Source organism: uncultured Romboutsia sp. (assembly GCF_958366745.1).
Classification (GTDB): domain Bacteria; phylum Bacillota; class Clostridia; order Peptostreptococcales; family Peptostreptococcaceae; genus Romboutsia; species Romboutsia timonensis.
Genome location: NZ_CATXCO010000045.1, coordinates 1 through 13,999, shown reverse-complemented (window position 1 = coordinate 13,999; position 13,999 = coordinate 1). Strand labels below are relative to the sequence as shown.

The following is a 13,999-nucleotide window of genomic DNA, read 5'->3' as shown; positions in this document are numbered from 1 at the left end:
TAAAACTACTAATAGATTTTGTAGAGTACTTAGAAACAATAAATATAGATGGAGTAGAATTTAGTTTTTATGAATTTTGGGATGACATTAATGAATGTATTGAAATTCATGGAGATTGTAAAACTTTAAGTGATATAAAATTTACAAAAGAGTTATTTAGTTGGCAAGGTGAATGTTTATAGAGAACTAAAAATTTAAATTAATAATTTAATGAGATGGTAGTAGTTCTGCCATCTCATAATAGAAAGAGCTAAAACATATTAGAAGAAATTTTTAGCGACTTAATATAAATAAAACTAGAGGAGATATTGAACAATGATAAAAGCAGTAGTATACGCAAGATTTTCAAGTGATAACCAAAGGGTAAGTTAGCCCCGTATTAGTAGAAATATTAATAGGACACGACCTTAAAACCAGTAACTCCTAAAGCCTTACGACTACAATATAAGATGAAATATGTTTATATGAAAGTGAGGAAACTCAGAAATAACAGTAAGGATGGTATATGGTTAGAGCCTAAGTACTATAACAATGGATGTTTGGTCGCCAAGTTCCGAATAGGAAAAGGTCAAACGACTATCTCGTAAGAGAGTACATTACAAGTGATTGGTAATGGAAATGGGTCGCCCTTAACATGTAATGATGAAGGTGAAGAAATAGTCTACACTCATATGAAAGTATGAGGTCGTCAATAATTCGATGACATCTATGAAGTAGCGTTTATAGATAAATATAATGGATGAATCAATAGATGCACAAATAAGAGCAATAGAAGAGTATGCAGATAAGAATGATATAAAAATAGTTAACAAGTTTATTGATCGTGCTAAATCAGCCACTTCTGACAAACGTCCTGCATTTCAAGAGATGATTAAATACTGTGAAGCAGATAACACAGGCATATCAATGGTAATAGTTCATAAGCTAGATAGATTTTCTAGAGATAAATATGACTCAGCAATGTATAAGCAAAAGTTAAAAGTAAAAGGAATAAGAGTAGTAAGTGTGTTAGAAAATTTGGACAATTCACCTGAAAGTTTGATATTAGAGTCAGTTATTGAAGGTATGGCGCAGTATTATTCTGCAAATTTAGCAAGGGAAGTGGCTAAGGGTCAAAAAGAGAATGCCCTAAAAGCCCTACATAATGGGGGAGATGCACCTTTAGGTTATGATGTTGCGTTTGATAAAACATATTTAGTAAATGAAGAAGAAGCTCAAGCTGTTAAAATCATATTTGATATGTATGTTAATGGATATTCGTATAGTAATATTATTGATAAACTAAATGATTTAGGATATAAAACAAAGAGAGGTAATAAGTTTGGAAAGAACAGTTTGCATGGTATATTAAGCAATGAAAAATACACAGGTGTATATGTATTTAATAAAACACAAAGAAAAGGGGTTAATGGAAAAAGGAATGGTCATAAGCAAAAAAGTGATGATGAAATCATAAAAGTAGAAGGTGGAATGCCACAAATAATAGATAGAGAAGTATTTTTACAAGCACAAGAGATGATGCAAAAGAGAAAGAAAGCACCAGGATCTCATAAGGCTACAACACTATATCTACTTACAGGTTTAATAAGATGTGGTGAATGTGGACATGCAATGCAAGGAAATAGAAGGAAAGATAAATATGGAAATGACTACATTTCATATAGATGTGGATGTAGGAAACAAAAGAGAGATTGTAAGAATAAAGAGATAAAGAGAGATTATTTAGAAGAATTTGTACTTACAGAGTTAGAAAAGCATGTATTAAATGATGAAGCTATACCAGTATTGAGTAAGGCACTAAATGAAAGACTAAAAACTAAATCTAATGATAATCATGAAATGTTAACTAACCTTAGAAATAAACTAGAGAAAGTAAATAAGGAAATTGAAAATATACTTAATGCTATAATGAGTGGCATAGTAAATAATGTACTTAAAAATAAGTTGGATGAATTAGAGAAAGTAAAGCTAAATTTAGAATTAAAAATAAATGAATTATCTGTAGAAAGTGATGATGTAGTATCTGTAGATATAACAGAAGATCAAATTAGAAGTATGTTTGGGAAGTTTAAAGATTTTGTTTTAACTAGGAATTTGCCAGAATGTAAGAAGTTTATAGGAGATTATATAAAGGAAGTAATTGTATATAAAGACCACATTGAAGTTGTATTCAATGTGGTCTTTTCTTTTGATGATGATAATATAATTTATGATTTAAAAGCTATTGAATTAAGGGATGTATTAAGTAATAGATAAACTAAATGTATAAGGATGAATTAAATTGAAAAATATAGAGGATTTTCTATATTAAAACATAAATAAATAAAATAAAATGCAAATGATATGGTATAATTATTTTTGCAAATGATGCATAATAGAAAGGAATGCTTTTATGAACGGACAAGATATTGCTAAAATAATTATTGCTGTGTTATCAATACTTGCAGCAACATCATTTATATTTAAATTTAGAAAAACTAACAAAGATTCTAACAATAAGAATAATATAAACCAAAATGGAATAAGCTTTACTGGGGATATAAATCAATCTGGGAGAGATAATAATGTTAGGAAGAAGTAATATAAATCAAAATGCAACTTCTTCAAGTGGACAAATAAATCAAGCTGGTAGAGATAATAATGTAAATAATTATAGTTTTAATTTTAGTATAAGTGATATTGAAAATATAACATTCTATGAAGATGAGATAAAGGACGTAATTATATTTTTCAATAAATGTAAGGATGATATATCACCACCTATGTATACAGATTTAAAGTCAATTGATATAGAAGATAAAAATAGAAAGAATAAATTATCTCAAACGTATTTCAATGAAATTAATGAAAAGAGTTTACCTCAATTTGGTAAAATCAGAGCATTTCTTAAAGATCCAAGAAATGAAGAATACGTTGAAATGTACGAGAATACTGTTACAGATTTACAGAATATAGTTTTGACTCATATTAACTCTGTAGATTCATTTGAAAAAATAATAACTAAATTATACCAATATGTTGTAGATGCACAAAGGGATGATAAATCTTTTATTAAAATACGTAAAAAAGTATTACTTTTCTTACACTTTATGTACTACAACTGTGATATAGGTATTAAATAACATTTTAAGTAAAGGAGGGGAATAAGATGATAAAGCCAAATAAATTCCTAGATTTAGATAGCTGTATAATAAATATATCTGGAGAGATAACAAAGATATTATTACAAAGAAATAGTATAAAATATAATGATTTATATGAAATTTTAAAAAATATCTATGATGAAGGATTTGAATATAAGCTACTTCCAGCTATAGACTTCTTGTTTTTACTTGGAGTTTTAAAATATTCCCCTAGTACAGATAGTTTGGAGTTGATAAGATGAAATTAGTTAAGTTATATTCAAATGATTCTAGATTTAAAGAAGTCAAATTTGGAAGAGGATTTAATGTGATTTTAGGTAGAATATATGATGAAGCTATATTAGACAAAGATAGTCATAATTTAGGAAAATCAAGCTTAATTGAATTGATAGATTTTATGTTATTAAAACAAATTAAGTCTAATAGTTATTTAAAAAGGAATCAATTTATAAATCATGTATTTTTCTTAGAAATAGAATTGGACAATGGAAAATATTTAACTATAAAAAGAGCTGTTAAAACTAATACAAAAATAAGCTTTAAGATAACTGATATAGAAAATAATTGCTTAGTAAATGAAACAGAATGGGATTATACAGATTTACCACTAAGCTCAAAAGATCCTGATAAAAACCCAAAAAATATATTAGATAAAATTTTAGATTTTAATGTATTAAAAAAGTATTCTTTTAGAAATTATTTAAATTATTTCTTAAGAACACAAAAAGATTATGGGGATGAATTTCATTTAAGTAAATTTGCTGGGGGAGATGCAGACTGGAAGCCATTATTATTTAATATTTTAGGATTTGAAAGCCTTAATGTAGAGAAAAAATATGAGTTAGATAAAGAGTATGAAAATAAATCTAGCTACGTAGAAAAATTAAAAAATAGTTTACAAATTAATATAAATGAAATTGATAAAATCAAAGGTTTGATTCAAATTAAGGAAATGGAAAAATTAAAAATAGAAGAATCATTATCAAAGTTTGATTTTTATATAAATGAAAAAAAGATAGATAAAGAATTAGTTTATGAAATAGAAGATGAAATTTCAAAATTAAATTCTAGAAGATATAGATTAGAAATGGAAATAAAAGACTTGGAAGAATCTATAGAAAATGAGGTTACATTTGATTTAAAATCTACGTTAAAAATATTTAAGGAAGTTAATATATATTTTTCAGAGCAACTTACTAAATCATATGAAGAATTAATAGAATTCAATAAAGCTATAACAACAGATAGAAACAAGTATGTATTAGAAAGCTTGGAAAATAAAAAAGAAGAACTAGATAATACTCAAGAGAGACTAAGAGATTTAAATACAAAAAGAGAAGAAATGTTAGAGATTCTTACTGAAACTGATACATTTAAAAAGTATAAAAACTTTGAAATAGCATTAATTAATATAGAAAAGGATTTAGAAAGATATAAAAATAAAATCTCAGAATATGTAATTATAGAAGATGAGATAAGTCAATTAAATAATATTAAATCTAATATTGAAGAATTAAAGAAGAAGATAAGGAATCAAATAGATGAACAAAATCAATTATATTTAGAAATAAGAAAGTCATTTTCAAAATATGTAGAAATGATAATTGATAAACCAGGGTTACTATCTATAGGAGAAAATAGGAATGGAAATGTAGAGTTTAAATCTGAAATATATAATGCTGAAAATGAGCTTACAGCAGAAGGTGATGGTTATTCATATAAAAAGATTCTTTGTGCTTGTTTTGATTTAGCGATAATAACTAATTATTCAGATAAATCATTTATTAAATTTATATATCATGATGGATGCTTAGAAACATTAGATCCTAGAAAACAAAAAAATTATCTAGATTTAATTCAAAATCTATGTGATAAATATAATATACAATACATATTAACACTCATAGAGAGTGACTTACCTGTATTAGAAGGAAAAAAATATGAGTTATCACAAAGATGTAATGTTGCGGTAGAACTAAGTGATAAAGATGAAACTTCAAGTCTTTTTGGTTTTAAGTTTTAAATTAGAGCAGATAACTAATCGTGGGTATTATTCCTGCGATTCGTCTCCACCATTGAAATCCACGAAAAACACATTGATATAATAGTCAATGTGTTTTTTTATTTATAGTATAAAAAATACTAATCCTTATAAAATCCTTATAAACATTCTTTATACTTTTATTAAATCAAAAAGTAGAAGGGATGTTTTTTTATGAAATATATGATACAGACAAAAAATTTAAATAAAAGCTATAAAAAACAAGAAGTAAATAAAGATATATCTTTACTAGTACCAAAGAATTCAATATATGGATTACTAGGCCCAAATGGAGCTGGAAAATCAACATTACTTAAAATGCTTACAGGAATGATAAATCCTACATCAGGAGAAATAATATACAAAGAAAAACCATGGTCAAGAAATGACTTATTAGAAATAGGTTCACTTATAGAGCAATCGCCAATATATGAAAACCTAACCGCAAGAGAAAATCTAAAAGTACGTACACTATTATACAACTTACCAGATTCAAGAATTGAAGACGTTCTAGAAATTGTTAACCTTACAAATACAGGAAACAAAAAAGCAGGCAAATTTTCAATGGGAATGAAACAAAGACTAGGAATTGCAATAGCTTTATTAAATAATCCAAAACTATTAATCTTAGATGAGCCTACCAATGGATTAGACCCAATAGGCATAGGAGATTTAAGAGAATTAATTAAATCATTTCCCAAAAAAGGAATAACAGTAATCATATCTAGCCACATTTTATCTGAAGTAGAGCAAATTGCAGATTATATAGGAATAATTGCAAATGGTCAACTTTGGTATCAAGAAAAGGTTCAAGAGGATATAGATTTAGAAAAGTTATTTTTAGAAGTTGTTAAAAAGGCAGGTACTAAATATGAATAAAATACTACAATCAGAGCACTTAAAACAAAAGCATACTTTTCAAAAAAAATTAATATATTTAGCTCCATTAGTAAGTATAGCAATAGCTTTTGTATTAATGGGAGGATACTATATACAAAAAAGTGCGTATAACTGGTGGTATACATTGATATTACCAGGAAGTTTTACTATGATATGTTCATTTATTATATCTAATGATAGGAAAAGAAAATTCAATGGATTATTTAGTGTTATAGTGGATAAACAAAAAATTTGGTATTCTAAAATTATTATCAGTACTATGTATTTAGGGTTAAGTTGTTTAGTGTTTTTCGTAGTAATAACAATTATGGGATTTATATTTGAAACTGCTATTCAAGTTCAAAATAGTTTATTAGCATCTACAATATTATTTATAACGTTCTCGTGGCAAATACCGGTACTGATGTACTTAACCATGAAATTTAGTACTGGATTTACTATAATTATTAGTATTTTATGCAATTTTCTTGGTGGCATACTATTAGCGTTAACACCAATATGGTGGATTCCATTTGCGATACCATCAAAACTTATGTGCTATATAATAAGAGTTATGCCAAATGGTTTATCTGTTGAGGCTGGAGCTTATCCATTTGATATAAAAGTTATATTAATAGGTGTATTAGTAACTATTACACTTTATATTGTCACGTCATATTTAACTGCAAAATGGTTTGAAAAACAGGAGGTTTAACTATGCCAAGTTTTATAAATTATATAAAGATAGATTTCTATAAATTTTATCATTCAAAAATAATTAAAGTGCATTTTATTATTCCAGTGTTAGCTATGATACCTTTTTTATCGTACTATTCAGTTTCTCCATGGAATGAATTGGATAAAGTTATTTCATATATTCAAATTATTTCAATGTCATTTCCTTTAATAATATCTATTATATTGAATATGGTATATGAACAAGAAGAATGTGGAGGATTTCAATACTTTTTAACTACTCCGAATAAAAAATACCTTCCCCATTTTAGCAAGTTAATATCAATAATTATTTTAGGGTTAGTATCAACACTTATAGCAATATTAGGTTTTGGAATTATGTTTTATATTATGGGAAATGACTCTATAGAGATAAGTTTTTATTATAAAGAAACTTTGATAGTATTCTCAAGTAACATACTTTTATATATGATACAATATTTAGTAGTATTTTATTTTGGCAAAGGTGCATCAATTGGAATTGGAATAATTGGAAGCCTTATTTCAGCACTGATGTTAACTGGTTTAGGAGATGGAATATGGCAAGTGATACCTTGGGCATATTCAATGAGATTATCTTCTTACTTTATATTGTATAAGGAAAATATATTAATTCAAAATAGTGAGATAATACAAGGTATATTTATAATGATAATATTTATAGCTATAACTTTTATTTCACAATTAATATTTAGTAATCATTGGGAAGGGAACAGAGAAAATTATTAGAGCAAGGAGTATTTATGAATAGTATAAATATTTTAGTAGTTGATGATGAGATTGAGATTTGTAATTTGATAAAAAGTGCATTGAAAAAGCAGGGATACGCAGTTACTGTAAGAAATAATGCAATAGATATTAGTAAAGAAGAACTTAATAAATTTGATTTAATACTATTAGATGTAATGATGCCAACCGTAGATGGATTTACTTTATGTAGATATATTCGAGATGAAGTTGATTGTCCAATAATTTTCATAACTGCCAAAACGATGGAGGAAGATATACTAGAAGGATTTTCTATAGGTGCAGATGATTATATAAAAAAGCCTTTTAGTATTTTGGAATTAAGGGCAAGAGTAGAGGCTCATCTCAGAAGAGAACATAGAGAAAAACAACAAGTTTTATCAACAAATGAATTAAAATTTAACTTGAAATCAAAAGAAATATATTTTAATGATGAAAAAATACTACTTACAAAAGGTGAATATAAAATTTGTGAGTATTTAGCAAGACACAAGGGACAAGTTTTCACATTAGAACAAATTTTTATAGAAGTTTATGGATTTGATAAAGATAGTGACAGTAGCTGCATTAGAGAACATATAAAAAATATACGTGCCAAGCTTACTAAGTATATAGAAAGCCCCATCACAACAGTTTGGGGGATAGGATACAAATGGATATAAAAAGAGGAAAAAGTCTGTACATGATATTTTTAGGATACTTGATTAGTTTTTGTATTTTAAGCATAATATGGATTTTTTCATTAGTAGCTTTTATTAATATTTCTGTTAATAAGGATATAATAAAGCCTGCTAACTATATGGAAAATCAAGTAGAAAAATTAAAACTAGAAGCAAAGCAAGGTTTGAAGTTTGATTCAAGTAAAATACCTTATTCAAGTAATTACATTTTTTTTGATAATAAAAATAAAGTGGTTAAAGCAAACACTAATGAAGATGAAACAAAGAATATAAATAAATATTTAAATGGGGAAAAATTCAGCAGTAAATATGTTTACGATAAAATAATCTTTAAAGATGGAACTTGTATAATTGGATATGATATTAAAGCACACTTTACATCAAGGATACTGCATGACTTAATACCATACCCAGAAAAACTATTAATAGTTGTATTTTTAACAGGATTTATATTTATAGCACTTATCATAGCAATACAGTTTGGTAAAAAATTAAAAAAAGAATTGTATCCTCTTAAATTATCAACTGAGAAAATAATGAATCAAGACTTAGATTTTGAAGTGAAAAATAGTGATGTGAAAGAATTTAATGAAGTATTAATTTCCATTTCAAATATGAAAATAGCCTTAAAAGAATCGTTAATGATGCAGTGGCATATGGAAAAGGAAAAGAAAAATCAAATATGTGCTCTAGCTCATGATATAAAAACACCAATAACTATAATAAAAGGAAATGCAGAACTTTTAAAGGAGAGTCAACTATGTCAAGAGGATAGGGAGTTTACAGACTACATTATTAATAATGCAGATAAAGTTGAAAAATATATATCTATATTAATTGATATATCAAAATCACCTTTAGAAAAAAATGAAACTAAAGAAGCTATTGACATAGATAAATTTGTAGAAGAATTAAAATGTGAACTTTACGCATTGTGTTCATTAAAAAGCATAGCAGTTTCTAATAAGATGAGTTATAAAACAAAAATAATTATAGGGAATAAAGAACTCTTAATGAGAGCTATTGTAAACATAATGTCAAATGCAGTTGACTATTCACCTACAAAAAGTGAGATTGAGTTTGTAGTAAGTGAGAAGGAAGGTATGTTTATATTTACTATAAGGGATTCTGGTAGAGGATTTACTGAGGGTGGACTCAAAAATGCCACAAGTCAATTTTATATGGAAGCAAATGAAAGAAAAGTTGGAGAACATTATGGTATGGGATTGTATATTGCAGAATCCGTAGCTAAAAAGCATGGTGGTTTTGTAATCTTAAAAAATAGAGAAGACAAAGTTGGTGCAGAGGTTTCGTTAATGATTAATACTAAAGTGTGATATATTCAGATAGATTATACATATACTTAGTATAGCTAGAGTATATTTATTGTAATGCTAGACGTATAGCATTTTAAATAAGCTATAAATGAATGTGAAGTTTTATTAGGCATTTATTATAAAGTTGAGTATAAGTTAATTGTGGGTATGATTCTTGTGAATCGTCTCCACCATTGAAATCCACGAAAAACACATTGATAATTTTATCAATGTGTTTTTTTATTGCAATAAATTGATTTTATAAAGACATAAAATATGAAATATAAATTAGAAAGTTAAGATTAAATATAGTAAGAATTAAGCTAAAAAGTACATGATGAATTACTAGTCATTTAGAGTATCTTCCTTAAGTTTGTCAAACTAAGTATTATAAAATGCTGTTAAATTTTCCTTCTGATGAACATTTTGAGGGACATTAATAAAGCAATTTTTTTATTTTAACAATTTATAAATTGCATACTTTAATTAGAATTACGTTGTTTTTAATATAGCCTTTTGATATAAATTTTAGATAATGAAAGGTACTTATAAGTAAATTTACTTTTAGGAGTTTTTATTATTTAATTGAAAATATATTAAAATGATAGATTATGTTACTATTTTTAAAAACAAACTACAAAATTCGACAAAATAACCTACAATATCATTGAAAAAACTATATTATTTAATATATAATATTAGAAAATAAATTAAAAATTTATTATTTATAGTACTTATAATAAAAAATATATTGGAGGAATATTAAAGGTGATAAAAAGAATAATGGCGCTTTTTTTAGCATTAATTATGTGCTTAGATGTAAGTATAACAGCAAATGCAGCTGTTTTGAATAAACCTACTGAGCATATTGCAAATGTAGTTTATTTTGTTGATTTTAAAGATAGCAATTCAAATTTTATGGATGGCAAAGTTGATAAGGTTAAAGATATGTTTGATGGAAATAAGGATACTTCATTAAGTAACTATATAAAAATTATATCTTATAATCAAATGAATGTGCATAATTACTTTCCACAAGAACAAAATGGAAAAATAACACCATATAGATTACCGAATAATAGAAGTTACTATAACAATAGTAACGAAACTGAATTAATATCAAATGTACTTGAAAATGTTCCTGTAGACCCAAGTTACAATATTGATATGAATAATGATGGATATGTTGATAATGTTATATTTATTTTTGGTGCAAAAAAGGGTGAAGATGGTGATGTGCTTTGGGCACATAAAGCTAATCATAATGGTGCAACAGAAGTAAACGGTAAAAAAGTAAATAACTACAATATACATAACTCATATGGTTTGATTGACTCTGTATTAAGGGAAAGAGGAGTACTTATACATGAATTTATGCACTCAATAGGTTACCCAGATTTATATCGTTCAAGAGGAACTGGTGCACCAGTTGGAGGATGGGACATAATGGCTAGTGTTTCATCATTTGTTCAGTACCCATTATCTTATTTAAGAAGTGCCATATCTGGATGGATATCAATAGATACTATAACTCAAAATGGAACATACACATTAAAGCCTTCAAGTAATTCAGGTGATAATCAAGCTTTAATTTTAAAAACTCCTATTTCAGAAAAAGAGTTTTTTGTTGTTGAGTATAGAAAAGCTGGAACACCATATAAAGATCAGCTTGATGAAAAAATACCAGGTAGTGGCTTAATAATTTATAGAGTAAATACAGAAGAAACTTCGAACTATCATGGTAACAAAGATTATATTTATGTATTTAGACCAGGTGAGACAGGAGAAGGTGATGGTAATGGAAAATTATCAGAAGCTTTCTTATCTAAAGAATCTGGAAGAACAACTTATGGTAGTTCTGATTTTAGTAAAAAAATAAGTGACAAAGCAATAACTTATTCTAACGGGCAAAATAGTGGAATAGTTATAGAGAATGTTTCAAATGCAGGAGAAGAAATCACTTTTGATGTTAAATTTACAGATACATCAAATCTAGATATATGGGATGTAGTAGGAAATAAAGAAGTATCAAATAGAACAAACAATGATATTGATATGGATGTAGTTGGAGATAAAGTTTATACAGTATATAATGAGGATAATAAGTTAAAAGCTAAGATGTTTGATGGTTCAAATTGGGTTAGTTTAGGAGATAGTATAATAAATAATAAAGGAAATAACCCAACAATTACAGTGTACAATGATACACCATATGTTTTATATCATGATTCTGCTTATAAAAGTATAGTTGCAAAATTTACGAATAATAAATGGGAAACTGTGCAAACTCTAACAAGCGATTTAAGTCAGTATTCAGATATGATTGCAACTAATAATGGAGTATATATTGCAATTACAAATGGTAAGACAACATTTATGAATGAAGGTAAGGCGTATTTAAAAGTATTTAAATTAAATTCAAATACAAATAAGTTTGAATGCATTGGAAACAATATACATACAGGGTATGTAGTAGAACCTTCTTTAAGTGAGAGTAACGGAAATGTATATGTGTCATATACAGATTTTTTACAGAATAATAAAGTTTTCATACAGAAGTATGAAAATAATACTTGGAAAAATATAGAGGGGATAAATTTATCAGCATCAAGAGCTGTTATTGAGGTAACTGATAAAAAATTATACCTTGCAACTACTTTTGTAAATGGAACAAACTCTTCGCAAGTTCATGTTTATGAAAATAACAAATGGACTAAACTTGGAGAAGATGTTGGTGGAAGTGAAGTAACAAATTTACTTATAGATGTTAATGGTAAAATACCGTATGTAGCTTATGTTGACAGTGTAAAGGGTTGTTCAATAGTTAAAAAAATTAATGGTGATAAATGGGTACAAGAAGGATTAAATGTATCAGACGAGAATTTAAGTAAACTTGATTTTAAAATAAGTAATAATAAAGCGTATGTTGCAATTAATCCAACTGCATCAAAAAAATTATTAATTAAATCGAGACAATTAGAAAAATCAAATACAGGACAAATAGTTGGAGTTTCAGGTATTACCTTGAACAAAACAGCTCTGAATTTAACAATAGGAGCTAGTGAAAGTTTAGTAGCAACAATAAGTCCAAGTAATGCAACAAATAAAGATGTGGAATGGACAAGTAGCAATACAAACGTAGCTACGGTAGATACAACAGGAAAAGTAACAGGTGTATCAGCAGGAAGTGCAACAATAACGGTAAAAACAAAAGATGGAGCTAAAATAGCAACATGTAATGTTACAGTAAAAAACTCGGTAATACCAATAACAGGAGTTACTTTAAACAAAACAGCACTGAATTTAGTAACGGGAGCTAGTGAAAGTTTAGTAGCAACAATAAGTCCAAGTAATGCAACAAATAAAGATGTGGAATGGACAAGTAGCAATACAAACGTAGCTACGGTAGATACAACAGGAAAAGTAACAGGTGTATCAGCAGGAAGTGCAACAATAACGGTAAAAACAAAAGATGGAGCTAAAATAGCAACATGTAATGTTACAGTAAAAAACTCGGTAATACCAATAACAGGAGTTACTTTAAACAAAACAGCACTGAATTTAGTAACGGGAGCTAGTGAAAGTTTAGTAGCAACAATAAGTCCAAGCAATGCAACAAATAAAGATGTGGAATGGACAAGTAGCAATACAAACGTAGCTACAGTAGATACAACAGGAAAAGTAACAGGTGTATCATCAGGAAGTGCAACAATAACGGTAAAAACAAAAGATGGAACTAAGGTGGCAACATGTAATGTGACAGTAAAAAATCCTATAGCAATTAATGATATAAATAAACATTGGGCAGAGTCAACTATCACAGATTTTATAAGTAATGGATATATAAATGGATACCAAGATAATACATTTAGACCAAATAACTCTATAACGAGAGCTGAATTTATAAAAATATTCAATAAGTACTTTGGATTGAATAAAAAAAGTGGTAAAACATTTAAGGATACGTCTACACATTGGGCAAAAGATGAAATAGACATAGCTGTTACTTATGGAGTGATAAATGGATATCCTGATAATACATTTAAACCAAATGAGCCAATAACAAGAGAACAAGCAGCAAAAATAATATCTAACTACAAAAAAATAGAAGATGATAATTATGATAAATTAAATAAATACAAAGATGCTACAAATGTGTCTACTTGGGCAAAGAATTCAGTAGAAGGTGTATTAGAGCAAGGATATATGAATGGATATTCTGATAATACATTTAGACCGAAGAATAATATAACAAGAGCTGAGGCAGTTGTTACATTAAGTAGAATAAAAAAATAAATGGACTAATTGTATGTATTATTACAGTGATTTGTCTTAAATATTAAAAATACTCATATCCAATGGATATGAGTATTTTTAATATTTAAAATTTATCGATGAATAATATATAGTAGTCGAACTTAAAAAAGTTCGTAAATAGATTCTTCAAGGCTCTTGTTA

Annotated in this window: 12 protein-coding genes; all 12 read left to right on the top strand. The window is 27.0% G+C overall.

Annotated elements, in window-relative coordinates:
• Nucleotides 1–182: hypothetical protein (locus Q5F54_RS05030; RefSeq protein WP_302334051.1), on the top strand; the 182-nt coding region annotated here is incomplete at its 5' end.
• Between the two features lie 553 nt (nt 183–735).
• Nucleotides 736–2,256 carry a recombinase family protein gene (locus Q5F54_RS05025; protein ID WP_281538606.1) on the top strand — a complete coding sequence of 507 codons (1,521 nt, stop codon included), beginning with the start codon at nt 736–738 and terminating at the stop codon, nt 2,254–2,256.
• A gap of 136 nt (nt 2,257–2,392) precedes the next feature.
• Nucleotides 2,393–2,581 carry a hypothetical protein gene (locus tag Q5F54_RS05020; RefSeq protein ID WP_281538607.1) on the top strand — a complete coding sequence of 63 codons (189 nt, stop codon included), beginning with the start codon at nt 2,393–2,395 and terminating at the stop codon, nt 2,579–2,581.
• Nucleotides 2,565–3,122, top strand: coding sequence for an ABC-three component system protein (locus Q5F54_RS05015; protein WP_281538608.1), 558 nt, complete (start codon nt 2,565–2,567; stop codon nt 3,120–3,122). Before Q5F54_RS05020 ends, Q5F54_RS05015 begins: the two co-directional genes overlap by 17 nt.
• A 26-nt stretch (nt 3,123–3,148) precedes the next feature.
• Entirely contained in the window at nt 3,149–3,385 is a 237-nt protein-coding gene (locus Q5F54_RS05010; RefSeq protein ID WP_281538609.1) for an ABC-three component system middle component 8, read from the top strand.
• Nucleotides 3,382–5,166 carry a DUF2326 domain-containing protein gene (locus Q5F54_RS05005; RefSeq protein ID WP_281538610.1) on the top strand — a complete coding sequence of 595 codons (1,785 nt, stop codon included), beginning with the start codon at nt 3,382–3,384 and terminating at the stop codon, nt 5,164–5,166. The genes Q5F54_RS05010 and Q5F54_RS05005 overlap by 4 nt, the downstream gene beginning before the upstream one ends.
• Before the next feature lie 192 nt (nt 5,167–5,358).
• Nucleotides 5,359–6,063 carry a lantibiotic protection ABC transporter ATP-binding protein gene (locus Q5F54_RS05000; protein ID WP_071119184.1) on the top strand — a complete coding sequence of 235 codons (705 nt, stop codon included), beginning with the start codon at nt 5,359–5,361 and terminating at the stop codon, nt 6,061–6,063.
• Complete coding sequence (locus Q5F54_RS04995; RefSeq protein WP_071119185.1) at nt 6,056–6,778, top strand: lantibiotic immunity ABC transporter MutE/EpiE family permease subunit; 723 nt, start codon at nt 6,056–6,058, stop codon at nt 6,776–6,778. The genes Q5F54_RS05000 and Q5F54_RS04995 overlap by 8 nt, the downstream gene beginning before the upstream one ends.
• Before the next feature lie 2 nt (nt 6,779–6,780).
• Nucleotides 6,781–7,527, top strand: a complete 747-nt coding sequence (locus tag Q5F54_RS04990) for a lantibiotic immunity ABC transporter MutG family permease subunit (RefSeq protein WP_071119186.1) — start codon at nt 6,781–6,783, stop codon at nt 7,525–7,527.
• A gap of 14 nt (nt 7,528–7,541) precedes the next feature.
• Nucleotides 7,542–8,207: a response regulator transcription factor gene (locus tag Q5F54_RS04985; protein ID WP_071119187.1), complete on the top strand. Its 666-nt coding sequence runs from the start codon at nt 7,542–7,544 to the stop codon at nt 8,205–8,207.
• Nucleotides 8,198–9,562 (top strand): sensor histidine kinase KdpD, encoded by a 1,365-nt coding sequence (locus Q5F54_RS04980; protein ID WP_281538611.1) that lies wholly within the window; start codon nt 8,198–8,200, stop codon nt 9,560–9,562. Before Q5F54_RS04985 ends, Q5F54_RS04980 begins: the two co-directional genes overlap by 10 nt.
• Nucleotides 9,563–10,309: 747 nt before the next feature.
• The gene (locus Q5F54_RS04975) at nt 10,310–13,837 is read left to right on the top strand and encodes an Ig-like domain-containing protein (RefSeq protein WP_302334050.1); all 3,528 of its coding nucleotides are present in this window, start codon (nt 10,310–10,312) and stop codon (nt 13,835–13,837) included.
• The last annotated feature ends 162 nt before the right edge of the window (nt 13,838–13,999 follow it).

What these genes read in the sequence shown, in the direction of transcription:
- Q5F54_RS05010 (WP_281538609.1), top strand. Translation starts at nt 3,149, where the DNA reads ATGATAAAGCCAAATAAATTCCTAGATTTAGATAGCTGTATAATAAAT.
- Q5F54_RS05005 (WP_281538610.1), top strand. Translation starts at nt 3,382, where the DNA reads ATGAAATTAGTTAAGTTATATTCAAATGATTCTAGATTTAAAGAAGTC.
- Q5F54_RS04985 (WP_071119187.1), top strand. Translation starts at nt 7,542, where the DNA reads ATGAATAGTATAAATATTTTAGTAGTTGATGATGAGATTGAGATTTGT.
- Q5F54_RS05020 (WP_281538607.1), top strand. Translation starts at nt 2,393, where the DNA reads ATGAACGGACAAGATATTGCTAAAATAATTATTGCTGTGTTATCAATA.
- Q5F54_RS04990 (WP_071119186.1), top strand. Translation starts at nt 6,781, where the DNA reads ATGCCAAGTTTTATAAATTATATAAAGATAGATTTCTATAAATTTTAT.
- Q5F54_RS05015 (WP_281538608.1), top strand. Translation starts at nt 2,565, where the DNA reads ATGTTAGGAAGAAGTAATATAAATCAAAATGCAACTTCTTCAAGTGGA.
- Q5F54_RS05025 (WP_281538606.1), top strand. Translation starts at nt 736, where the DNA reads ATGGATGAATCAATAGATGCACAAATAAGAGCAATAGAAGAGTATGCA.
- Q5F54_RS05000 (WP_071119184.1), top strand. Translation starts at nt 5,359, where the DNA reads ATGAAATATATGATACAGACAAAAAATTTAAATAAAAGCTATAAAAAA.
- Q5F54_RS04995 (WP_071119185.1), top strand. Translation starts at nt 6,056, where the DNA reads ATGAATAAAATACTACAATCAGAGCACTTAAAACAAAAGCATACTTTT.
- Q5F54_RS04980 (WP_281538611.1), top strand. Translation starts at nt 8,198, where the DNA reads ATGGATATAAAAAGAGGAAAAAGTCTGTACATGATATTTTTAGGATAC.